Origin of the sequence: Nocardia alba NBRC 108234, from assembly GCF_001612665.1 — a bacterium.
Taxonomy (GTDB): Bacteria; Actinomycetota; Actinomycetes; order Mycobacteriales; family Mycobacteriaceae; genus Nocardia; species Nocardia alba.
This window is the reverse complement of sequence record NZ_BDAX01000002.1, coordinates 62,135-83,456: the sequence shown is the minus strand read 5'-3', so window position 1 is coordinate 83,456 and position 21,322 is coordinate 62,135. Positions and strand designations below refer to the sequence as shown.

Annotated in this window: 22 protein-coding genes; 7 read left to right on the top strand and 15 right to left on the bottom strand. The window is 66.5% G+C overall.

The window, feature by feature from the left end:
- Positions 1–74: 74 nt before the first annotated feature.
- Complete coding sequence (locus tag NA12_RS02105; protein ID WP_067447299.1) at positions 75–1,553, bottom strand: sugar porter family MFS transporter; 1,479 nt, start codon at positions 1,551–1,553, stop codon at positions 75–77.
- Positions 1,554–1,767: 214 nt separating this feature from the next.
- Here NA12_RS02105 and ppk2 point away from each other — a divergent pair, with 214 nt between their 5' ends.
- Entirely contained in the window at positions 1,768–2,703 is a 936-nt protein-coding gene (ppk2, locus tag NA12_RS02100) for a polyphosphate kinase 2 (RefSeq protein ID WP_067445388.1), read from the top strand.
- 5 nt (positions 2,704–2,708) lie between these two features.
- Here the strand turns inward: ppk2 and NA12_RS02095 are convergent, their stop codons facing one another.
- Positions 2,709–3,446, bottom strand: coding sequence for an SCO6745 family protein (locus NA12_RS02095; RefSeq protein ID WP_067445386.1), 738 nt, complete (start codon positions 3,444–3,446; stop codon positions 2,709–2,711).
- Between the two features lie 108 nt (positions 3,447–3,554).
- On the opposite strand from NA12_RS02095, the gene NA12_RS02090 reads away from it, so the two are divergent.
- From NA12_RS02090 to NA12_RS02080, 3 genes are read left to right on the top strand one after another with little or no spacing between them, the layout of a single operon-like run.
- On the top strand, positions 3,555–4,298 hold the full coding sequence (locus NA12_RS02090) for an SIR2 family NAD-dependent protein deacylase (RefSeq protein WP_067445383.1): 744 nt from the start codon (positions 3,555–3,557) through the stop codon (positions 4,296–4,298).
- A 9-nt stretch (positions 4,299–4,307) separates the two neighbouring features.
- A complete protein-coding gene (locus tag NA12_RS02085) occupies positions 4,308–4,973 on the top strand; it encodes a CPBP family intramembrane glutamic endopeptidase (RefSeq protein WP_067445381.1) in 666 nt (221 codons plus the stop codon).
- A 57-nt stretch (positions 4,974–5,030) separates the two neighbouring features.
- Positions 5,031–6,179, top strand: coding sequence for a glycosyltransferase (locus NA12_RS02080; RefSeq protein ID WP_084472297.1), 1,149 nt, complete (start codon positions 5,031–5,033; stop codon positions 6,177–6,179).
- A gap of 115 nt (positions 6,180–6,294) precedes the next feature.
- Here the strand turns inward: NA12_RS02080 and NA12_RS02075 are convergent, their stop codons facing one another.
- Both NA12_RS02075 and NA12_RS02070 read right to left on the bottom strand, forming a co-directional pair.
- Positions 6,295–7,887, bottom strand: a complete 1,593-nt coding sequence (locus NA12_RS02075; RefSeq protein ID WP_165914798.1) for an MFS transporter — start codon at positions 7,885–7,887, stop codon at positions 6,295–6,297.
- A 492-nt stretch (positions 7,888–8,379) separates the two neighbouring features.
- Positions 8,380–9,402 (bottom strand): helix-turn-helix transcriptional regulator, encoded by a 1,023-nt coding sequence (locus tag NA12_RS02070; protein WP_084472429.1) that lies wholly within the window; start codon positions 9,400–9,402, stop codon positions 8,380–8,382.
- 63 nt (positions 9,403–9,465) lie between these two features.
- Here NA12_RS02070 and NA12_RS02065 point away from each other — a divergent pair, with 63 nt between their 5' ends.
- On the top strand, positions 9,466–10,251 hold the full coding sequence (locus NA12_RS02065; RefSeq protein WP_067445377.1) for an SDR family oxidoreductase: 786 nt from the start codon (positions 9,466–9,468) through the stop codon (positions 10,249–10,251).
- 169 nt (positions 10,252–10,420) lie between these two features.
- Here the strand turns inward: NA12_RS02065 and NA12_RS02060 are convergent, their stop codons facing one another.
- Positions 10,421–11,116 carry a GNAT family N-acetyltransferase gene (locus tag NA12_RS02060; protein WP_067445375.1) on the bottom strand — a complete coding sequence of 232 codons (696 nt, stop codon included), beginning with the start codon at positions 11,114–11,116 and terminating at the stop codon, positions 10,421–10,423.
- 210 nt (positions 11,117–11,326) lie between these two features.
- Between NA12_RS02060 and NA12_RS02055 the strand changes: the two genes are divergently transcribed.
- Entirely contained in the window at positions 11,327–11,710 is a 384-nt protein-coding gene (locus NA12_RS02055; protein ID WP_243654873.1) for a hypothetical protein, read from the top strand.
- Here NA12_RS02055 and NA12_RS02050 read toward each other — a convergent pair.
- The 7 genes from NA12_RS02050 to NA12_RS02020 form a co-directional block, all read right to left on the bottom strand.
- Positions 11,690–11,911: a hypothetical protein gene (locus NA12_RS02050; RefSeq protein ID WP_132369835.1), complete on the bottom strand. Its 222-nt coding sequence runs from the start codon at positions 11,909–11,911 to the stop codon at positions 11,690–11,692. The genes NA12_RS02055 and NA12_RS02050 overlap by 21 nt on opposite strands.
- 7 nt (positions 11,912–11,918) lie before the next feature.
- Positions 11,919–13,241, bottom strand: coding sequence for an MFS transporter (locus tag NA12_RS02045; RefSeq protein WP_084472428.1), 1,323 nt, complete (start codon positions 13,239–13,241; stop codon positions 11,919–11,921).
- A gap of 155 nt (positions 13,242–13,396) precedes the next feature.
- A complete protein-coding gene (locus NA12_RS02040; RefSeq protein WP_067445371.1) occupies positions 13,397–13,699 on the bottom strand; it encodes an MFS transporter in 303 nt (100 codons plus the stop codon).
- A 52-nt stretch (positions 13,700–13,751) separates the two neighbouring features.
- Positions 13,752–14,312: a DUF4334 domain-containing protein gene (locus tag NA12_RS02035; protein WP_067445369.1), complete on the bottom strand. Its 561-nt coding sequence runs from the start codon at positions 14,310–14,312 to the stop codon at positions 13,752–13,754.
- Between the two features lie 16 nt (positions 14,313–14,328).
- Positions 14,329–15,993: a GMC family oxidoreductase gene (locus tag NA12_RS02030; RefSeq protein WP_067445367.1), complete on the bottom strand. Its 1,665-nt coding sequence runs from the start codon at positions 15,991–15,993 to the stop codon at positions 14,329–14,331.
- Complete coding sequence (locus NA12_RS02025) at positions 15,990–17,438, bottom strand: flavin-containing monooxygenase (RefSeq protein WP_067445365.1); 1,449 nt, start codon at positions 17,436–17,438, stop codon at positions 15,990–15,992. Before NA12_RS02025 ends, NA12_RS02030 begins: the two co-directional genes overlap by 4 nt.
- Positions 17,435–18,229: an alpha/beta fold hydrolase gene (locus NA12_RS02020; RefSeq protein ID WP_067445363.1), complete on the bottom strand. Its 795-nt coding sequence runs from the start codon at positions 18,227–18,229 to the stop codon at positions 17,435–17,437. The genes NA12_RS02025 and NA12_RS02020 overlap by 4 nt, the downstream gene beginning before the upstream one ends.
- A 140-nt stretch (positions 18,230–18,369) precedes the next feature.
- Between NA12_RS02020 and NA12_RS02015 the strand changes: the two genes are divergently transcribed.
- On the top strand, positions 18,370–19,029 hold the full coding sequence (locus tag NA12_RS02015) for a TetR/AcrR family transcriptional regulator (protein WP_067445361.1): 660 nt from the start codon (positions 18,370–18,372) through the stop codon (positions 19,027–19,029).
- 33 nt (positions 19,030–19,062) lie between these two features.
- Here the strand turns inward: NA12_RS02015 and NA12_RS02010 are convergent, their stop codons facing one another.
- From NA12_RS02010 to NA12_RS02000, 3 genes are read right to left on the bottom strand one after another with little or no spacing between them, the layout of a single operon-like run.
- The gene (locus tag NA12_RS02010; protein WP_067445359.1) at positions 19,063–19,692 is read right to left on the bottom strand and encodes a TetR/AcrR family transcriptional regulator; all 630 of its coding nucleotides are present in this window, start codon (positions 19,690–19,692) and stop codon (positions 19,063–19,065) included.
- Positions 19,693–19,717: 25 nt separating this feature from the next.
- Complete coding sequence (locus NA12_RS02005; protein ID WP_067445357.1) at positions 19,718–20,806, bottom strand: NAD(P)-dependent alcohol dehydrogenase; 1,089 nt, start codon at positions 20,804–20,806, stop codon at positions 19,718–19,720.
- A complete protein-coding gene (locus tag NA12_RS02000) occupies positions 20,806–21,276 on the bottom strand; it encodes a DUF4334 domain-containing protein (RefSeq protein ID WP_067445355.1) in 471 nt (156 codons plus the stop codon). Before NA12_RS02000 ends, NA12_RS02005 begins: the two co-directional genes overlap by 1 nt.
- Between the last annotated feature and the right edge of the window lie 46 nt (positions 21,277–21,322).

The window sequence follows — 21,322 nt, the reverse complement described above, 5'->3', positions numbered from 1 at the left end:
CAAGTCCTTTCGGGCGCGCAAGGCTTCCTGGGACGTGTCGGTAGTGAGGCGGACGCACAGGCCGAGACCCGGGATCAGGAGCCGCCGGTGGGGTGTTCGTAGCCGGCGGCCTCGTCCATGTCTTCGAGCGACATCCCCTTGGTCTCGGGTACGAACTTGGCGACGAAACCCAGCGACAGCAGCGCGAACACCGCGTACATCCCGTAGGCGAAGCCGAGCGAGAACGTTTTCAGGCTCGGGAACGACACGGTGATCGCCCAGTTCGCCGCCCACTGGCCCGCCGCGGCGAGCGACAGGGCCGCGCCACGGATCCGGTTGGGGAACATCTCACCGAGCAGCACCCACACGACCGGGCCCCAGCTCATCCCGAAGAAGACGACGAACAGGTTGGCCGCGACCAGCGCGATCGGACCGAGCGCACCGGACAGGTGCGGCTCCATCACACCCTCGGCGTCGGGCACCTGTTCGGCGCCGCCGAAGCAGATCGCCATGGTGGCCAGCGTGACGGTCATGCCGATCGAACCGGTCAACAGCAGCGGTTTGCGGCCCACCTTGTCGATCAGCATGATCGCGACGATCGTGGTGGCGATGTTGACCATCGAGGTGAACACGCTGATCTGGAACGACTGGGACTCCTCGAACCCGACGGCCTCCCACAGCACATTCGAGTAGTAGAAGATCACGTTGATGCCCACGGCCTGCTGGAACACCGACAGCATCAGCCCCACCCACACCACGGGGTAGAGCCCGCCCACCGGACGGCGCAGGTCCCGCCACGACGGCTTGGTGTCGCTGCGCAGACTCTCCTCGATCCGGCCGATCGTGACCTCGAGATTCTTCTCCCCGAACAACATCGACAGCACGCGCCGCGCCTCGGGAATCTTGTGCGTGGCGACCAGATAGCGCGGCGACTCCGGAATCGTGGAGGCCAGCACGCCGTAGACCACGGCGGGCACCATCATCGACAGGAACATCCAGCGCCAGGCTTGCAGCCCGAACCACAGAGTCTCGCTCGCGCCGCCCGCGATCTCGGCGAGCACGTAGTCCACCAGCAGTGCCAGGAAGATACCGAGCACGATGGCCAGCTGCTGCAGCGACCCGAGCCGCCCGCGAATCCGCGCGGGTGAGGTTTCGGCGATGTAGGCCGGGGCGATCACCGAGGCCACGCCGACACCGAGACCACCGATCACCCGGCCCACGACCAGGATCCAGACATCGGGCGCGAAGGCGGTGAGTACGGCGCTGACGAAGAACAGGATCGCGGCGATCCGCATCACCTTGAGCCGGCCGATGCGATCGGCGATCCGGCCCGCGGTCATCGCGCCCGCGGCGGCGCCGAGCAGCGCCGAGGCCACCGCGAAGCCGAGAACGGCGTCGGCGACATCGAATCTGTCCTGAATCGCCGAGACCGCGCCGTTGATCACGGCGCTGTCGAAGCCGAACAACAATCCACCCAGCGCCGCGACGGACGCGATGCGGATCACGCGGCTGCCCGATGTCGGCTCGTCGTCGGGGAGGGCAGGCTGGTCGGTGAAGGAGCCTCCGTCGTGCATCGGCGTCATCCTCTCCACGGCGGGCGGCAACGCCTCGCGAGTAGCGGCATGAATCAGTTCACAGTCTGCCCCGAGCGGGGTGTCATCTGCAGGAACTCACGAGATCGAGCCCAAATCGCCGTGTTGGGTCGACGGGTCCCGGACGGGTCGGTACGGCCCGGCCGGGCACCGCGCGTTCATCTTCGCGACACGCACGCCATCTAGCGTCGGCGGGATGACTGATGTCGACGATCGTCCGATCCCCCGTGATATCAGCGAGATCGCCGATCTCGCGACCGCCGTGAATCTCGCCGACACGACCGGATTCACCGTCGACGACAGCGACGACGACGATCCGATCCTGCTCACCGAACCGGGCGGCCTGGTCGTGGACACCTGGCGGGAGGGCTACCCCTACGACGAACGGGTCTCGCGTCTGCAATACGACCTGGACAAACGACTACTACAGATCGAACTGCTGAAACTACAGAACTGGGTCAAAGCGACCGGCCGCCGCGTCGTCATCGTGTTCGAGGGCCGCGACGCCGCGGGCAAGGGCGGCACCATCAAACGCTTCATGGAGCACCTGAATCCGCGCGGGGCCCGGGTCGTGGCCCTGGAGAAGCCCTCGGCGCGCGAATCCACCCAGTGGTATTTCCAGCGCTATGTCGAGCATCTGCCCGCCGCGGGCGAGATCGTGCTGTTCGACCGTTCCTGGTACAACCGCGCCGGGGTGGAACGGGTGATGGGTTTCTGCACCCCCGAACAGCATCGACGGTTCCTGTCGCAGGTGCCGCTGTTCGAACGGATGCTCGTCGACGACGGTATCGACCTGGTCAAGTTCTGGTTCTCGGTCTCGCCGCTGGAGCAGCGCACCCGCTTCGCCATCCGCCAGGTCGACCCGGTCCGGCACTGGAAGCTCTCCCCGATGGACCTGGCCTCGCTCGACAAGTGGGACGACTACACCGCGGCCAAGGAGGAGAACTTCGAGCACACCGACACCGATCACGCGCCGTGGATCGTGGTCAAGAGCAACGACAAGAAGCGCGCCAGACTCAACGCGATGCGCCACGTGTTGAGCGGGTTCGATTACGACAACAAGGATTTCGAGATCGTCGACACCGCCGACCCACTGATCGTGGGCCGCGGGCGCGACGTCATCGGTTCCTGAATGCGCTAGCGGCTCAAGGCGACTCGGTGCGCGTCGAGCGTCAGCGTGGTGAGCTCGTCGCGCTCCGCCTCGTCGAGGGCATCGAAGCACGGTGCGATCAGTTCATCGGTCAGCTTCTCCGCCGCGTCCCAGCGCACTTGAACATCGTCGGTGACGGTCTCGAACGGTTCGGCCCAACCGAGAAATTTCGCGTGGCCGGGTCCGTCGAGGATCGGTGAGCCCGAGACCAGGATCGCCTGCAGCGGGGTGAGACCGTTGGCCAGCACCGCCACCAGGTGCAGCCCGCCGCGAAGTTCGCGCAGCACATGGGTCAGCTGCAGCACCGCGCCCGGGCCGTCCTCGGGCACCGGCATCGCCCGCCATCCGGCGAACAGCGGTACCCCGGTCGAGGGTGCGGCATCGACCACGCGGCGCAGCAGGTGCGCGAGCCGGTCGGCCCCGTCGAACGCGGCGAGCTTGCGTCGGCCGAAATCTCGGCAGGCGTTCATGTATTCCGCCGCGGCGTCCGCGGCGGGCATCGGCACCGATTCCCAGGCGGCGCGCACGCTCACGGGTTCGAAGAAGCCGAATGCCGCGGTCACCACGTCGGCGTCGACGTCACCGAGCACCCCGCCACGTCCCCGCGTGTAGGCGCCGTGGAAACCGGCCACCCCCGTCGTCTCCCCGAAAGCCCTGGCCTCGCGCGAGATCATGAACGCCCCACCGAGTTCGAGCACCTGTCGTTTGACCGCTGCCGACGTCATTCGTCTGCCACCTTCCACTGTTGTCAACTCCCAAGCAGACTTTAGCGTTCCATAGTCAGATGCGATACCCCCTCGATCCGACGGCGCAATCGGCCCTAGGCTGGATCCATGAAGCAGCTCGTGGCGATCCTGTCCGGCGCCGGCGTCTCCACCGACAGCGGAATCCCGGACTACCGTGGCCCGGCGGGCCTGTGGCAGCGCGACCCCGACGCCCAGAAACTCGTCACCTACGACTACTACATGGCCGATCCCGACATCCGCCGCCGATCCTGGCTCATGCGCGGCGAACACCCCGCCTGGCGCGCCCGGCCCAACCCCGCCCACACCGCCGTCACCGCGCTCGCCGCGACCGGGACCGCGGTGCGCGTGATCACCCAGAACGTCGACGGGCTGCACCAACTCGCCGGCCTGCCCGACCGCAAAGTACTCGAACTACACGGCAACGCCCGGACGGTGCTGTGCACGTCCTGCGATGACCGCACCACCACCGAACAAGCCCTCGACCGCATCGCCGCGGGCGAGCCCGACCCCGCCTGCCTGCGCTGCGGCGGCATCCTCAAAACCGCGACGGTCATGTTCGGCCAGGCACTGGACTCCGAGGTACTCGGACACGCCAGGGCGATCGCGCAGGCCTGCACCGTGTTCATCGCCGTCGGCACCAGCCTGCAGGTCCAGCCCGCCGCCTCGCTGGTGGGCGTCGCCGCCGACCACGGCGCGCGCCTGATCATCATCAACGCCGAACCCACCCCCTACGACGACCTCGCCGACGAGGTCATCCGCGAACCCATCGGCACCGCCCTGCCCACCCTGCTGGCCACATTGACCGCGACGACGGCCGAGCACAGCGGCTAGTCTCGGCAGATGACCGTCGACACCGGCCGCACCGGCCGGAAGACCCGGAAAACGTGGCTCACAGCCGAATTCGTCACCCTGTTCTTCGTCCTGATCGGGCTGTTCGCGCTCGCGCTGCGTGGCATCAGCCCGCTACCTTTCCTGCTGGTCACCACCGTCGGCATCGTGATCTATCTGCGCCGCACCGGTTTCGACCGCCGCGATTTCTGGCGACCTGAGCAACTGCGGCCCGCCCTGCCCGGCATCCTCGCGCTCTGGGCGATCTCAGCGCTTGTCCTCACCGCCGCGGTCACGGTGTTGCGGCCCGACTCCCTGTTCGATCTGCCGCGCGAACGCCCCCTGATCTGGGTCCTGGTCCTGATGTTCTATCCGCTCGTCAGCGTCTATCCGCAGGAACTGCTCTTCCGCGCGTTCCTGTTCCACCGCTACGCCCCGATCTTCGGCGACGGTCCGCGCATGATCGCCGCCAGCGCCCTCGCGTTCGGTTTCGCCCATTTCATCGTCGGCAACTGGATCTCGGTGCTGCTGAGCACGGCGGCCGGTGCGCTCTTCGCCGCCAGGTACCGGCGAACCCGCTCACTGCTCACCACCTCGGTCGAGCACGCCCTCTATGGCATCCTCGTTTTCACCGTCGGCCTCGGTGATTTCTTCTATCACGGGGCTGCGGCCCCATGACGCTTTCCCGACGCCACGAGTGAACCCTCGGCGGCGTCGGATCGTATTGATCAACGGGTGGGGGTCGAGAACGCGGCCGCCGAAGGCGATGACGGAGACCGCATGCGCGTGCTGTTCGTGGCGATGCCGCTGATCGGGCACCTGTTCCCGATGATGGCGCTCGTCGAAACTCTGCGCGAGCGCGGGCACGAGGTCATGGTCGCCACCGGTGGGGACGCGGCCGCGGTAGTGCGCGCACGATTACCGGTCGCCGAAGTCGCCCCGCCCATCGACTATCGGCGTGCCGCGGTGCGTGGGCTGGGCGCGCATCCAGTGCTTGCGTGGCAATCGGGCAGGGGAATGGCCGACCCGCGCGGCGGCGCCCACGTCTTCGCGGTCACCAATCGACCGATGATCGAGCCGCTGTCGCGTGCCGCGATCGAGTTCCGGCCGCAGGTGATCGTGCATGAGCCGTTCGCGTCAGCGGCGGCGATCGTGGCCGACCGGCTCGGGGTGCCCACGATCCTGCACAACATCGCCTTCGACAACGGCACGCTCATCCGCCGCGAACTCCTGCCACTGCTCACCGATACCGCACTGCCCGCACCGGCGAGCACCCTGTCCATCGCCCCACCCAGCCTCGCCGGCGTCGAGGGGCAAGCCGTGCGCTACACCCCGTATTCGACCCCGGGTGCGGCCACACCCGCGTTCCTGCGCGAACCGTCCACACGCCGACGCGTTCTCGTCACCCGATCGACCATGCTCGGCGACGGTCCCAACCCGATGCTGCGTGCGATAGTGCGCGCCGCACCACAGGTCGACGCGGACATCGTCATCGTGCGACCCGATCGAAAGACCCTGCACACCAACGGACTTCCCGCGAACGTGCACACCACCGGGTGGATCGCCCTCCACGAGGCCCTGCCCCACTGCACGGGGATGGTCAACCATGCCGGAGCCGGCTCCGTCTACGCCGCCCTGCACGCGGGCATCCCCCAGATCGCCACGCCGGCGCCAGGCGATCGCGCATGGAACGCGCTGTCGGTGCAACGACGCGGCGCCGGTCTGGCGGTGCCCGCCCGTTCGATCACCGCCGCCCACCTCAACACCTTGCTCGCTGATCCCGACCTGGCAGCCGCCGCGCGGGCGGTCGCCGCCGAGATCGCCGCGATGCCCAGCGTCACCGACATCGCCGACGAGATAACCCGATCAGCTTCCACGTGGTGATGGGGTGTCGACCGCTGCTGGTCCTCATCGACCGAGGTCGTCGGCCATGCTGTCTGTCGACGCCATTCCGAACTGTTAGCGGCTGCCCACGTCAGTGCTCTCATAAGCGGGCTGGTTATCGGACCCGGAATGGGGTGGCCTCAGTCGCGGAGCGGCCGCTTCCTGCCCGACCGTCGGCCGGCTCCTGTGCCAGACCCGTCGGCTTCCCGACAGGACGCAAGGCGAATACCAGCACAGCTGCTCCGACGAGTGTGATGAGCATGATCCAGCCCGCGCCAACGTGCATGGCATGGATAAACGCATTGTCGGCAGCCTGGGCAAGAGTGGGCCGGTGAATCGCGGTGGCGACATGCCTGGCCTGTTCGGCGGAAACACGCGCCTGGTTCTGTACCTGCTCGGGTACATCGCTCAGCGAGGGTTCGATCGCGCGCCGATAAGCGACCGACATGATCGTGCCGCCTACCGCGATCCCGATCACGCTGCCGGTCTGTCGCGCAGTGTGGGTGACGGCTGACCCGGCACCGGCCCGTTCCAACGGCAGGATGCTGATCAGCGCTCCCGTCACTGGCATCATCATGCCGACCGAAAGACCCTGGACCAACAACATGATCTCGATCCAGACGAGGGGGGTCTGCAGTCCGAGCAACCCGAACGCGCCCATGGACAGCGCCGCCACGGTCATCGCCGGTACGGCGACGGGGCGTAGTGACCAGCGGTGGACCAGACGCGCGCCAAGGGGCGCACCCACGACCGCGCCGACCGCGGTCGCGACATTGGCCAAGCCTGCCTTCATCGGCGAGAAGCCAAGTGCACCTTGCAGATAAAATGCGTTATAGAAAGTGATGGCAGCCACTGAAAAGAAGAGCAACGCCATGGCCGCGTTGCCGCCACCGAATACCCGTTGCGCGAGCAGTCGGGGATCGAAACTGGGCGCCTCGAGTCGCAGTTCGACGAGTACGAAAGCTACCAACAGGGCCAGGCCGACGCCGATCGGCGCCCAGACATCCGGACGGATCCAGTTGACCACCTGCCCCGCACGGATCAGCCCGTAGGCCAACGCCGCGAGTCCGCTGATCGACAACAACATCCCAGCCGGGTCCAGCGGCCGCACGGTGGGACTGCGGAAATCAGGAACCAGCATGGCGATCCCGGCCAACGCCAGCACCACAACCGGGAGGTTGACGAGAAAGACCGAACCCCACCAAAAATGGCCGAGAAGGAGCCCCGCCAACACCGGGCCCGCAGCCATTCCGACACCGGCGGCTGTCGAGGAAATGGTGATCGCGGTTGCCCGCGCGGGCCCGGTGAAGGTCCATAGAAGGATGGCAAAATTGGCAGGCATGATCAGCGCGGCGCCTATTCCCATCACGGCCCGGGCGGTAATTAGTTGACTTGGGTCATTTGCGTACGCCGCCCATATCGAGGCCCCTGCGAAGATCACCATTCCAGTTGCGAGCACAGTCCGGTGGCCGAAGCTATCGCCCAGTGCGCCTGTGGTGAACATCAAGGTGGCGAACACCAGAGTGTATGCGCCTGTGGCCCATTGAAGCTCGGCCGGGCTGGCACCCAGTCCCCTGACCGGGTCCGCGAGAGTTTCCAAGGCGACACCGAGGATGGTGTTGTCCAGCCAGATCACCAGCTGGGAGAACATGAGAACAGCAAGGATCAAGTGCTGCCTGAACTTCGACAACGTTGGGGACGCGGTCATGAACACCCTTGGATTCGATCGGAGAGAACCTGATGACTGGACCGTAAACAATCACCACACCCCAAGCAATTACTGAGATATATATCCAATCAATTGCATACGGACGAATTCCATGCCCTGCGACATATTTGCATCCCACCAGATTTTATGACCTATAACGGATTGCATCTCAACGGATCTCATGCCCTTGAACTAATTGCATATGAGCGGTTTTCATGCCCTATCGCACCATCGTATTTCGATGACAGGCGCTCGGGGCACTGGGAGAGGTCAATCGACGCACCGCACGGGCGTGAGCATATGCGCGAGCCGATCGGAGGTCTGCTCCGTCGCCCAAGACGTTCAATTTTCGGCAGACCGTGTTGTCGGGGCACACCTTGGTGCGAAGCCTGGCCGAGTACACCTGAGTTTCGGCCGAGGCGCTGGGCCGGTGGCAGGCATCGACCGATCCAGCGCCACGGCGCCGCGAGCGGTGAGCTGCGGGCGCGTCAACTAGGAGGGGATAGTGGACCCTTTCAGCGAACAGCTGCCTCTATGAAGTTCTGGTGATTCCGTAGGGCATATAGCTGCCGTGTAGCGTGCCGCGAGCGCCGCGATGGCGGCCGCGAGCTCGGGCGCGTGGCCTGCCTCTAGACGAAAATCGAGGTCCATCGCGGCGAGGTATGCCGCGAGCAGTTGCGGGCTCTGTGCGCCGGCTTCGAGCGCGCTGGTGTGCGGATCGATCGGTTCGACCGTCCAGATGTTGGTGGGTATGCGCGCTGCGACGGTTTCGGCAGGCGCGTCGACGATCACTCGGGCGGTGTAGTTCCACAGTGCGGCCATCCGTCCACGGGTCACGAATGTCGCGAGATCGCGAGCGGGGAGGTCTCTGGCGGTGAATCGGGGCCCGGTCGGTGTTTTCGGTGTGATTCGGTCGAGGCGGTAGCTGCGCCAGTCCTGGCGATCGAGGTCGTAGCCGACGAGATACCACCGGCCGCCGGAGTGCACCAACCGGTACGGTTCGACGCGACGCTCGCTGGCTCTGTCGTGCCGATCGGTGTAGTCGAAGCGGAGCACTTCGCTGCGCTCGACAGTCGTGGCGACATCCCGAAAAGTACTGGGTTCCACCGGATCTCGAGAGTTCGGTATGGCCTCGGCAACCGCGCTGATCGTGTCCAGCCGGTGACGCAGCCGGGGCGGGAGTAGCTGCTGGAGTTTGGTGGCCGCGCGGGCCGCGTCTTCGCCGATACCGACCACACCGGCACCGACGGCGGTGCGCAGAGCTATGGCTACCGCGATGGCCTCGTCGTCGTCGAGTTGCAGAGGCGGCAGTCTCGCGCCGGCACGGAGTCGATACCCGCCGGCCACACCGGAAACAGCGTCGACCTGATAGTCGAGCCGCCGCAGGCGTGCGATGTCGGCACGGATCGTGCGGGTATTCACGCCCAGACGCAACGCCAGCTGGGCCCCGGTCCACAGCCGCTGGGTTTGTAGGAGCCCGAGAAGCCGCAGCAGCCGGACACTGGTATCGAGCATGGTCACCAGCGTCTCACCGATTGCGGAGCGATTCGTGCCGCGATCGATGCCACCGTTACCGGCATGACTACTTCGACACGGACATCTGCCAGACCGTTCCGACCGCTGGCGGGGTTAGGCGCCCTGGTCACCGGAGGATCGCGCGGCATCGGCCGCGCGATCACCAGCCGGTTGGCCGCAGACGGCGCCACCGTGGTGTTCACCTACGCCACGCGCTCCGATGCCGCCGACACGCTGGTCGCCGAGAACATCGAATCGAACGGGCACGTATCGGCCGTGCAGGTCGATCTCGCCGACCCCGACCAGGTCGCTGCCGGGTTCGCTGTGGCGGACGAGGTGTTTCGGACTGCGGGCGTCGGGCTCGACATTCTGGTGGCCAATGCCGGTGTTTTCACCAGCGCACCACTGGCTGAGGCGACTGTCGAAGAGTGGGATCGGGTGATGGCCGTCAACGCCCGAGGCACATTCCTGACCCTTGCTCAGGCAACGCCGCGACTGGGTGACAACGGCCGGGTCGTCACCGTCTCCACTGTCGGCACCCATTGGCCGAGCGCTGGGGAAGCGATCTACGCGGCCGGCAAAGCTGCCGTCGAGCAGCTCACCCGCGTCGCGTCCCGCGAGCTCGGGCACAGGGGCATCACGGCCAACACCATCTCGCTCGGCCCGACTGATACCGATCTGCTGCGTGCCGGCGCGCAACCAGAGGCCGTGGAGGGGGCCGCCGCGATGACCGCCCTCGGTCGCATCGGCCGACCTACCGATATCGCCGACCTCGTGGCGCTCCTCGTTCACCCGGACAGCCGCTGGGTCACCGGCCAGAACATCCGCGCCGACGGCGGATTGACCTGACCGAATAGCCGGGTGTGCCGCTGAATTCGGTCGTCGATGCGCTGTTCTGGTCCTCGGTCGTGAGAATCGAACCGGCCGTAGCCGCCAGCACCGATCGCCGGCACTCACGGAACGACCGTCACGACGCTCAGCGCCGGATTTCCGCCGGATGCTGCTCTGGTGCCGTGATCTACGGCGCTTGCACCAGCGTGAACTTCGACCTCATCCGCAGGGTGAACCCCAGCGTCTCGTACAGACTGATCGCCGTCGTGTTGTGCGCGGCCGCGTGCAGGAACGGCGTCTCACCCCGCGCCCGGATTCCGGCCCCGACCGCCCGGACCAACCGTGACGCGATCCCCCGACCCCGGAATTCGGCATCGGTGCACACCGCGCTGATCTCGGTCCACCCCGGCGGATGCATCCGCTCGCCCGCCATCGCCACCAACCGACCGTTCACCCGCAAGCCCAGATACGTGCCCATTTCGATGGTGCGCGGCGCGTACGGACCCGGTTCGGTCCGCGCGATCAACGCCAAGATCTCGGGAACATCAGCGGCAGTGAGTCTTTCGAGCTCAGGATCGAAAGCGACCCGCAATCCGGCGCCGTCCATCTGCACAGTGTCCAACTCGGCCAGCACGCTCCACCCCGACGGCACCACATGCCCTCGCCCCCGAATCCCAGCACTGTTGCCCGACCCCAGCACAGTCCCCAGATCAGCCCAATCCTGGGCGTCCAGGACCGCCGGATGCCCGACGAACCGCGCCACCTCCGGCTCATAACGCCCGATCCGCCCGGTCCACCGCGCGAACCGACTGTGCTCGCCCCGCAACGAAGCCCGCACCGGATCATCGAGCGGATGCACCGCGATATCGACGTCGACGGTCATCACACTCTCCTCACCAGGAAACCCGAACATCGAAACGTTAGCCGCCCACACAACCACCGGTCACCGGTTGCACTCACCACGATTCCGACCCGCCGTGGCGATCCAATCCCTGCCTCCCCCAGCGAATTCCGTCCGCCGAGCACCGTTTGACCCGGTGCGAGGCGGGCATTCGCACTGAGCAAGGACAAAACTTTCTCGGAGGGACAGCCCGTGTTCACAAATTTGCGAGGGTTCGCGATGGTCGGGCTGCTGGTTGTCGCGGGATGCGCTACCAGCACCGAGGCACCCAACCCGGGTTTGCCGCCGTCGACCGCGGGCGCGCCGGAAATCTCCGATGAGGCTGCCGGGCACCTGTGCGAGATGATGGCCCCCGATCTCGACAATTGGCGTGCCCAGGGGGTGACGGTGGCGCGCGTGTCGTTCAACGCCACCGTGCAGAACTGGGCGGCGCGCAGCGGCGGCATCAACGTCGCGGTGGCTCGCAATCGCGAGGTGATCGATACCGTCACACAACAGCACTGCGCTGATGTGCGCCAGCAGGCGGTGCAGGCACTGAATGTGCCGGATCTGGCCTCAGCGCTCGCCGGAGTCTGAGGCGCTCATGTCGGAGGCCGCGAACGGCGCGGTTTCCTCGGCTCCACGACGCCGGTCACGCAAGACCAGCACGCCCGCCGCGACCGTCCAGATCACCGCGAACGCGACCGCGCGCATCGGACTCCAGTTGACCATCAGCATCACGAGGGCGACACCACCGAACAGGGTCAACAGCCGGGCGGTACTCGTCTGACCTCTCAACGCCAGATCATCCCACGGTCGGGTCGGCCTGCCGCGACGAGCCGTGATCGACTGGCAACGTCGTCGACACCGGGTCCGAAACCACCTCGACGCTCGACCGCACGAACGAACTGTGATCGCGAACGCGGGGACGACGAGTAGCCCACGCCAGCGCAGGCACGATCAGCAGTGCGATCCCCGATCCCAGCAACGCCAGCCCCGGGTAGTCGGCGAAGGCAACGATGACCCCGGACCCCAACCCGCCCCCCGCGCCCGCGATAGCGATCCCCACATCGACGGTGCCCTGCGTCCGGGCACGGGTGGCGACCGGCGTCGCATTCGCGATCATCGTCGTCCCCGCCACCAGGCCCAGATTCCAGCCGACCCCGAGCAGCCCGAGCGCCACCGCCAGCGCCGGCATCGAACTCGGCGGAGCGAGCGCCGCGCCCACACCGGCCGCGACCAGCGTGCCCGCCGCGGCCACCGCGATCAGACCCGGCCCGAATCGATCCACGAGCATCCCCGACAGCAACGACGGCAGATACATCCCCGCGACGTGCACCGCGATCACGAACCCCGCCGCGCCGACCCCGTGCCCGTGCTGCTGCATGTGGATCGGCGTCATCGTCATGACCGCGGCCATCACCAACTGGGTCACGACCATCACCATCGTGCCCGCCACGATCGGCGCCGACCACCGTGTCGGAGCGTGTGTCCCGACAACCTCCGAGGGCGGTTCCGCGATCTCGCGGGCGAGAACGAGCGGATCCGGCCGCAGCATCACCCACAGCACCGACGCCGCCACCACATACGCCATCCCGGACAGCACGAACGGGCCCGACAGCGCCGGAATACCCCAACTCACCGCCACATTCGACATCTGCATCGTCAGGTTCGGCCCGACCACCGCACCGACCGTCGTCGCCACCAGCACCGTGCTGATCGCGCGCGCCCGATGCGGGGGCTGCGCCAGATCGGCGCCGACGTATCGGGCCTGCAGGCTCGTCGCGGTGCCGGCTCCGTACACGACGAACGACACGAACAGCAGCGCCGGACTCCCGGCCACCGCGGCCGCCACCACCCCGAAACTTCCCAGCCCACCGATCAGATAGCCCAGGGTGAGGCCCGCCCGGCGACCCGTCCGCTGCGAGATCCGCCCCACCCCGACCGCAGCCGCGGCCGACCCGATCGTGAACATCGCCGCGGGCAACCCCGCCAATCCGGTCGACCCCAGCATGTCCTGCGCCAGCAACGCGCCGACAGTGATGCCCGCGGCAAGCCCGGCGCCACTGAATATCTGCGCCACGACCAACACGGCCAGCGTGCGCCGTTGCGCGGGATGCTCGCTCATGAGCGTCATCATCGCCGCAACGATCGACACCGGTCCAGCCGTTGGGCACAGAAAGGTCCAGCGAGGACGAACCGGCCTCGTCGAGTGAAGCGAGTCCGCGCCGCTAGCGCGACAACGGCCCCGACTTCACCTCGGATCCGATATCGGTCTGCGACTCAGTGACCACACGGATCGGTGAGGTGCAGGCCCTCGCTGACCTTGATCCGGCGATGTTCGGCGAGCACGATCCCCAGCCCGAACAGCAAGCACACCCCACTGAGGATGCCGGCGATCACCGCCCATCCGACGAACCCGGAACCCGCGGCCGTCAAGGTGGCCGCGAGCATCACGATGCCGACTCCGACCAGGAACAACCCCGGCCAATTGAGCGAGTCCTGAACCAACTCACCAGCGTGCGAGCGCGTCGTGCGTTCGGTATCGGGAAACTTGTGTTGATGGGGATCGATGTAGTCGGTCATGGCACGGCCTCCTTCCGACGAGAGCTATCCGTCTTCGGCGCGTACCCCCGATTCAATCGGGCAAACCGGCAGAATCACTCGTTTTCTCCCGAACGAGAACGAAAAAGTACGGGTCGGGGAAATTGCGGTAGTCCATCAGACCCAACACGGTGTCGTCGTCGATCCGACGGAACACATCGATGATCGGCAGATGGTCATACGACATCGCCGTGGTGACCACCCCCCGATGCTCGACCGCCCGCAGCCGCGCCCGATACCCGTGGGCACGCAACACCGGTTTCAGCACCCCGAGCAACCCACGACCCCGGTCGACGACCTTGCTCGGCACCTTCCCGACCAGGCCCAACGGCACACGTTTCGGATCGACGGGGAAAATATCGCCCGAGGGACCGCGAAACAGCAGCGGATGCACACTGTCGACACCGTCGAACTGCTTGCCGTACCACCCCGACGCGACGAGCAGCCCGTCCAACTGGTGCCCGGTGGCCAGCTCGCGACCACTCCATCGGCCGCTGAGCTGGGTCGCGGGCACGGGCGCGAGACTGTCGAACAGGGCCAGCGCGTCTTGGCGCGAGCAGGCGGGTTCGAGCGCGGAGAGTTTGTCGATCGTCATGAGGATTCCTCTCGCCTCAGGCGGGCAGCCGCAGCGCACCGGGCGCGGAAGCGGGGACAGCGGGCTGGTCCGGCGCGACCGGACTGATCCGCTCGTACGCGGCGCCCAGATCCGGACGCGGATCCGGCTCACCCTTGTTCGGCCAGAACGCCATCGCACGCTCGGCCTGCGCGGTGATGGTCAGCGACGGGTTGACACCGAGGTTGGCGGTGATCGCACTGCCGTCGGCGACATGCAGTCCCGGATGGCCGTACACCCGCTGATACGGATCGATCACCCCGGTCTCGCGCGAGTCACCGATAGTGCAGCCACCGATATAGTGCGCGGTCGCGGGGATATTGAAGATATCGGTGGCGATATTGCCGCTGATGCCGTCGGACGCGGCCGCGTACCGGCGGGCGATGTCGTGTGCCATCGGAATCCACTCCGGGTTCGGCTCGCCGCTGCCCTGTTTGGTCACCAACCGCTTGCCCTTCAGATACGAGGTCAGCGAATTGTCCAGCGACTGCATGACCAGCAGGATCACCGACCGCTCCGACGCACCGTGCGCGTTCTGCGAACGCAGGAACTGCACCGGATGCAACAGCATCGTCAGCAACAACCGCAGGAACCGGAACGCCCCACCGTCGATCATCGGCACCGTCTGCAAGAACAGCGCGTTCTGCCCCTTGCCGTAGGTACACACCTCGACATGGGTCTGCGGTTCCGGGTGAATGGAGGACGTGATCGCCACACCCTGGGCGAAATCACGCCGCGACTTACTGGTGACCCCGATGATCGCCTCGGAATTACTGCGGGTCAACTCACCGACCCGCGAGGACAACTCCGGCAACGTGCCGTCGCCACGCAACTTGTGCAGCAACTTCTGCGTCCCCAGCGCCGCCGCCGCGAACACCACCTGCTGCGCGGTGAACGTGCGACGCTGCCTACGCACCCACCCGTTGGACTGCACCGTCTCCACGCGATAGCCGCCGTCGCCATCGGGCGCCACCGACGTCACCGTGGTCAACTCGTGCACCTGCGCGCCGTTGCTCTCGGCCAGGTGCAGGTAATTGAGCGTGGTGGTGTTCTTCGCATTGTGCTTACAGCCGGTGAAGCATTCCGAACAGTGGATGCAGCCCGCCCGACGCGGACCCGCACCACCGAAGTACGGGTCATCGACCTCGACGCCTTCGGAACCCTCGTTGAAGAACACCCCGACATGGGTGCGATGGAAGGTATCGGCGACCTTCAGATCGCGCGCGATCTGCAACAACACGTCGTCCTTCGGCCCGACCCGCGGATTCTCGACCACACCCAGCATCCGCGCGGCCTGGTCGTAATACGGCGCGAGTTCGGACTTCCAGTCGGTGATGTGCGCCCACGCGCGATCGCGATAGAACTCCGGCAACGGCTCGTAGAGGGTATTGCCGTAGATCAGCGAACCGCCGCCCACACCCGAACCGCTGAAGACCAAGCATTTGCCGAGCGCGCTGATCCGCTGCGTTCCGGTCAGGCCCAGACGCGGCGCCCAGATGGCCTTGGGAATATTCCAGTTCGTCTTCGGATAATCCTCGGCGTTCCAGCGCCTACCGGATTCGAGAACCCCCACCCGGTAACCCTTCTCGGTCAACCGCAGCGCGGTCACGCTGCCACCGAAACCGGAACCGACAACAATCACGTCGTAGTCGTAGTCACTCATCGCGACACCACCTCATAGTCAGCGGGATCGAACCGCGCCTGTTTCTTGTATTGGATTCCCAGCAGCGGCCAGTTGGTCGTGATCCGGCCGTCGGCCTGGCGATACCACGACGAGCAGCGACTCCACACGCTGCCGCCCAACTGCGCCTGGATTCGCTCGTCATAGGCCTGTTCCACGTCGGGACGGACGGTCAACGCGCTGCCCGACGCCGCGAGATGGGCGACATAGTCGCCCAGGTACTTCGCCTGCGCCTCGAGGAAATAGATGATCGAGCCGCCACCGGTATTGGTGTTGGGGCCGTACATGATGAACAGGTTGGGAAACCGCGGCACGGTCATGCCGTAGTAGGCGTGCGCGCCCTTGTCCCATTCCTGCGTCAGTTCGAGGCCCTTGGCGCCGGTGATCGTCATCGGCGCCAAGAACTCGGTGCTGGTGAAACCGGTCCCCCAGATGATGACGTCGACCTCGTGATCGACCCCATCGGTGGTACGCACACCCGAGGAGGTGATCTCGGCGATCCGCTCGGTGGTCACCTCCACATTCGGTTCGGTCAACGCCGGAAGATAGTTGTCGGAGAACAGGATTCGCTTACACCCGACCGGGTAGTCCGGCCACACCTTCTCGAAGAGACCGGGCTTGGCCTTGGTCTGCCTGCGCATATGCCACTTCGAGACCGCCTTGATCGCGGCCGACAGCGGTTTGGAGTACACCCAGGCGACGCTGAGCCCCTCCACCACGCCGTACCAGGTGCCACGCTCGGCGAGCTCGGTCACCGGGAACTTCTCGAACGCCCGGTGATGCCACGTCCCGAACTCACGATCGGGACGCGGGATGATGTAGGGCGCAGTCCGCTGGAACAGGGTCAGCTTCGCTGCCTGCTGTTGGACCTCGGGAACGAACTGGATCGCGCTCGCCCCGGTACCGATCACCGCGACACGCTTACCGGTCAGATCCACATCGTGATCCCACTCGGCGGAGTGGAAACTGGTGCCGGCGAAACTGTCGCGCCCCGCGATCTCGGGCACCGACGGCCGAGACAGCTGACCCACCGCCGACACCAGCACGTCCACCACCACGGTGTCGCCGCCGCCGAGGCGGACCGTCCACTTCCCGGTCACGTCGTCGAACGCGGCGCCGAGCACCTCGGTGCCGAAGCGGATGTGACGGCGGACATCGTATTTCTCGGCGACGTGCCTGATGTAGTCGAGAATCACCGGTTGCCGCGAGAATCGGTGCGGCCACCGCGGATTCGGTTCGAAGGAATAGGAGTAGAACGGGGACGGCACATCGCAGGCGGCACCGGGGTAGGTGTTCTCGCGCCACACACCACCGACATCGTCGGCCTTCTCGAACACGACAATGTCGTCGAAGCCGCGCTTCTTCAATGCGATGACGGCCGCCAGGCCGCCGAACCCGCTGCCGATCACAGCGATGGACGGAGTCATGAGATTCCTTCGAGAACGAGGCGGGCACAGGTCGCGGGGTCGTCGCTGAACGGCAGATGCCCGCAACCGGGGAGGTCGACGTGGTGCGCGAACGGCAGCACCTCCCGGGCACGGGCGCTCTGGGTCCGGTGTATGAGTACGAGATCGCGGGTGCCCCACGCGATCGTCACCGCGATCTCGCCCAGCGAGCCGCGGTCCTCGTCGGGGGCGAGAACATAGTTGGCGAAGTCGTCGCGCGCGGCGGCGAAAGACCTCGCGCCCGCCAGCCCGGCCAGATCCGCACGAGCGGCATCGGGATCGACGCGAACCGGATGCCCGAACATGGACGACAGCAGCACGGCGCGCCCGGCGCGATACTCGACCAGCCGGTCCAGTGCGGGGCCGGCGACCCGCGCCGCACCACGCATGCCGGTGAGCAGGCCGTGCGTCCACCGTCGCCCGACGGGCCCGTAGAAGCCGACCGGCGAGAACGCCGTGACCCCGGAAGCCACCCCGGCGCGACCCAATTCCAGCGCGATACCGCCGCCCATCGAACTTCCGACCACGTGCGGACGTTGGATGTCGTGCTCGGTCAGCCACTTCGCGAGCCAGGCCGCATAGCCACGCGGACCAGGTCGCACGGAATCCAGCGCGGGTGAGTCACCGAAGCCGGGCAGGTCGATCGCGATGACCTCGTGCTGCTCGGCGAGCAGATCGAGGATCGGCGCGAAAACCTGCCAGCGGCTGCCGAGACCGTGCACGAGCACAATCGGCGAACCACTTCCCCGGCGGAGGTGGGAGATCTGCGTCATCGCAGCCCTTCGTCAAATAAAACAGTTAGCGCGTACGGTTTCTTGATTGGACCAGCTCCATCGTCCGTCGTCAAGTAGTGACGGCCGACACTTTTCGGTCAATCTACCGAATCTTGTCGGCAGCACGTACGATTTCTCAGGTGACCGTGCAACCTCTACGCCGCACCCAGGCCGAACGTCGGGCATCCACCCGCGCCAGGATCCTGGCCTGCACCGCCGAATGCTTGCTCGAACGCGGCTACGCGGCCACCACCGTCAGCGCGGTCCAAGAACGCGCCGGGCTCGCCCGCGGCACCGTGCAACACCACTTCCCCACCAGAGCCGAACTGCTCATCGCCGCCACCACCCAGGTCGTCGACACCCGACTGGAGAAATTCCGTCGCGAAGCCGAACTTCTCCAGCCCGGCCGCGACCGCCTGCAATCCGTCGTCGACCTCGCCTGGCGCGACCTCAACAGTCCGGCCTTCTTCACCGCACTGGACCTGTGGGTCGCCGCCCGCACCGACACCGAGCTCCGCGACCAACTCGTCATCGAGGAACGTCGCGTGTTCACCGAAATGCGCAGGCTCTACCTGGAGGTGCTCGGCGAACCGTACGCCTCCGATCCCCGAGCCGAAGTACTCGTCGAATTCACCATCGACCTACTCACCGGGCTCTCGATGACCGCCATGCTCACCGGAACACTCGGCGAGCGCGAGGCGGTGCTACGCCGATGGAAGCGCGCACTCGCCGTACTCATCGGACAGCTACCCAGCGAGGAACTGCTCGACGGCAGCCCGCTGCCCGCGGCGTTGCACTGAGCCTTCCCGGCACCGCCCCACCGCGCGCAGATCCTATTCGCCCGTGGTCTCGACCCCGGACAAACCGTTCCAACACAGCGCGACCACGGTATCGACCGCATCACCCTTCGGAATCGGACGCCCCGTGTCCAGCCACTGCCGCGCCGCGAGGTGGCTGGCACCGACCACCCCGAACGCGCACCCGTAGGCACGCACATCATCCATCCCCGCCGCGCGCAACTCGGCACTGACCAGCACCGCGCATTCACCCATGGCATTGCGCACCCGCCACCGCACACACGGCTCGCTCGGCACCGGCGACTCGAAGACCAAGGTATGCCCGCCGGCATCCTCGTCGACGAAGTCGAAATAGGCCAGCACCGCGCGACGCACCTTGTCCTCTTGACCGTTCGCGTCGACCAGCGCGTCGCGAATGCCATCGACCATCCGGTCCAGATACCCCTGCAGCACCGCGAGATAGAGATCGAGCTTGCTCGCGTAATGCGTGTACAGCACCGGTTTGCTCATCCCGGCCCGGATGCCGATGTCGTCCATGCTCGCACCGTGATAGCCGTGCGCGACGAACACCGCACGCGCAGCATTGAGCACGGTGAGCCGACGCTGGACGCGGCCGCCCGACTCGGCGGCCACCTCGGGCTGGATGTCGTTGTAGAGCAGCGTCATAACACGTCCGCGGAGTCGGCGGTGTTCACCATGTGAGCACCGGCTTGACGACAGTGCCCGCACGCTGATCGGCCAGCGCGGCGCCCACCTCTGCGTGCGGATACCGGGCGATGAGACGCTCCACCGGGAAATGACCGGCCGCGTACAGCTCGAGCAGGTGGGGAATGAAAGTACGTGGCACGCTGTCACCTTCCAGGCAGCCGCGAATCGCCTTGCCGTTCAACACGAGATCACCGACATCGATCGGCGGCGTGCCACGGCCCAGACCCACGGCCACCACCGTGGCACCGACAGCGAGCGCGGCGACCGCATCGGCGAGCACCGTGGCGACACCGGTCGTGTCGAGCGCATGCGTCGCGCCGCCATCGGTCAGTTCACGAATGCGCGCCGCCGTCGGTCCGTCGGCCGGATCCAGCGCTGCGTCAGCGCCCAGATCGATCGCCAATTCTCTTCGCGCAGCCGATGTTTCGATGACGACTACGCGCACGTCGGCCACCGTCCGGGCGGCCAGTACGCCCGCCATCCCCACCGCGCCCGCCCCGTACACCGCCACCCACGACCCCGCCTCCGGCCGCAGCGCGTTGAGCACCGCGCCCGCGCCGGTCTGGAATCCGCAACCGAACGGCGCCGCCACCGCGAGGTCGATCGCGGGGTCGACCACGACCGTGTTGTCCTCGGTGGTCAGCGCGTAACCGGCGAAACTCGACTGACCGAAGAAACCGTCGAGAATCGGGGAACCGTCGACAAGAGCTCGCGGTGTGTCGTGCGCGCGTCGGCCGAATTGATTGAGCGCGGTCGCCCGCCGGCAGTACGCGGGCCGACCGGCCACACAGTTGCGGCAGGAACCGCAGTGCCGGAAGGTCAGCACGACATGATCGCCGGGCCGGACCGTCCGCACATCGGATCCGACCGCTTCGACGATCCCCGCGCCCTCGTGCCCGAGCAGGATCGGTCGATCCGCGGCGCCGGCGCGACGACTCACCAGGTCGGTGTGACAGATACCGGCGGCGACGATCCGCACCAGGATCTCACCCGCGCGCGGCGCGTCGACCTCGATCGACTCGATCGAGAATTCCGCGCCCGGATCGCGCGACAGCACCGCCGTCGTGCGCATCAGGAGACCCGTTCCAGCAGGAAGTAGAAGTGTTCGCCGCGCGAGAGAACAAGTTCGGGGCGCCCGTTCATGATGCCCATCAGGGTGGTGTCGTCGAGCCACTTGAAGTGGTCGAACACCGCGCGACCGTCGTAGACCATGGTCGCGGTGACCTCACCGCGGAACTCGATGTTCCACAGGGTCGCTTCACCCTGTCCCAGTTCGACATTCGAGAACAGGGTGCCGTCCTCGGCCCGACAGATCAGTGGCTTCGCGTCGTCGAGCGCGTGGAAGTTCTTGCCGTACCAGCGGCTCGCGGGCAGTGCGCGGCACAGCGGGTGGCCGGTCTGGAACGCGTCACCACGCCATTCGCCGAGGATGTCCTCCGCGCGCGCCGGACGTAGCCGGGTCCACAGCTGGTCCAGCTCGGCGGTCGTCACACCGTCCGGCTGCTCCTTGAGCTGCTGCCACCGTGGTTTGTCCGCGCTCATCAAAGCCCTCGTCTCACAGAGTTCAGAACCGATCGGTTCCGCATTG

Excerpts from the sequence above, each read along its gene's own strand:
- NA12_RS02065 (WP_067445377.1), top strand. The coding sequence starts at position 9,466 with ATGACTACTTCGACACGGACATCTGCCAGACCGTTCCGACCGCTGGCG.
- NA12_RS02105 (WP_067447299.1), bottom strand. The coding sequence starts at position 1,553 with ATGCACGACGGAGGCTCCTTCACCGACCAGCCTGCCCTCCCCGACGAC.
- NA12_RS02005 (WP_067445357.1), bottom strand. The coding sequence starts at position 20,806 with ATGCGCACGACGGCGGTGCTGTCGCGCGATCCGGGCGCGGAATTCTCG.
- NA12_RS02085 (WP_067445381.1), top strand. The coding sequence starts at position 4,308 with ATGACCGTCGACACCGGCCGCACCGGCCGGAAGACCCGGAAAACGTGG.
- NA12_RS02075 (WP_165914798.1), bottom strand. The coding sequence starts at position 7,887 with ATGACCGCGTCCCCAACGTTGTCGAAGTTCAGGCAGCACTTGATCCTT.
- NA12_RS02070 (WP_084472429.1), bottom strand. The coding sequence starts at position 9,402 with ATGCTCGATACCAGTGTCCGGCTGCTGCGGCTTCTCGGGCTCCTACAA.
- NA12_RS02045 (WP_084472428.1), bottom strand. The coding sequence starts at position 13,241 with ATGAGCGAGCATCCCGCGCAACGGCGCACGCTGGCCGTGTTGGTCGTG.
- NA12_RS02025 (WP_067445365.1), bottom strand. The coding sequence starts at position 17,438 with ATGACTCCGTCCATCGCTGTGATCGGCAGCGGGTTCGGCGGCCTGGCG.
- NA12_RS02095 (WP_067445386.1), bottom strand. The coding sequence starts at position 3,446 with ATGACGTCGGCAGCGGTCAAACGACAGGTGCTCGAACTCGGTGGGGCG.
- NA12_RS02000 (WP_067445355.1), bottom strand. The coding sequence starts at position 21,276 with ATGAGCGCGGACAAACCACGGTGGCAGCAGCTCAAGGAGCAGCCGGAC.
- NA12_RS02010 (WP_067445359.1), bottom strand. The coding sequence starts at position 19,692 with ATGACGCTGCTCTACAACGACATCCAGCCCGAGGTGGCCGCCGAGTCG.
- NA12_RS02020 (WP_067445363.1), bottom strand. The coding sequence starts at position 18,229 with ATGACGCAGATCTCCCACCTCCGCCGGGGAAGTGGTTCGCCGATTGTG.
- ppk2 (WP_067445388.1), top strand. The coding sequence starts at position 1,768 with ATGACTGATGTCGACGATCGTCCGATCCCCCGTGATATCAGCGAGATC.
- NA12_RS02040 (WP_067445371.1), bottom strand. The coding sequence starts at position 13,699 with ATGACCGACTACATCGATCCCCATCAACACAAGTTTCCCGATACCGAA.
- NA12_RS02090 (WP_067445383.1), top strand. The coding sequence starts at position 3,555 with ATGAAGCAGCTCGTGGCGATCCTGTCCGGCGCCGGCGTCTCCACCGAC.
- NA12_RS02060 (WP_067445375.1), bottom strand. The coding sequence starts at position 11,116 with ATGACCGTCGACGTCGATATCGCGGTGCATCCGCTCGATGATCCGGTG.
- NA12_RS02030 (WP_067445367.1), bottom strand. The coding sequence starts at position 15,993 with ATGAGTGACTACGACTACGACGTGATTGTTGTCGGTTCCGGTTTCGGT.
- NA12_RS02035 (WP_067445369.1), bottom strand. The coding sequence starts at position 14,312 with ATGACGATCGACAAACTCTCCGCGCTCGAACCCGCCTGCTCGCGCCAA.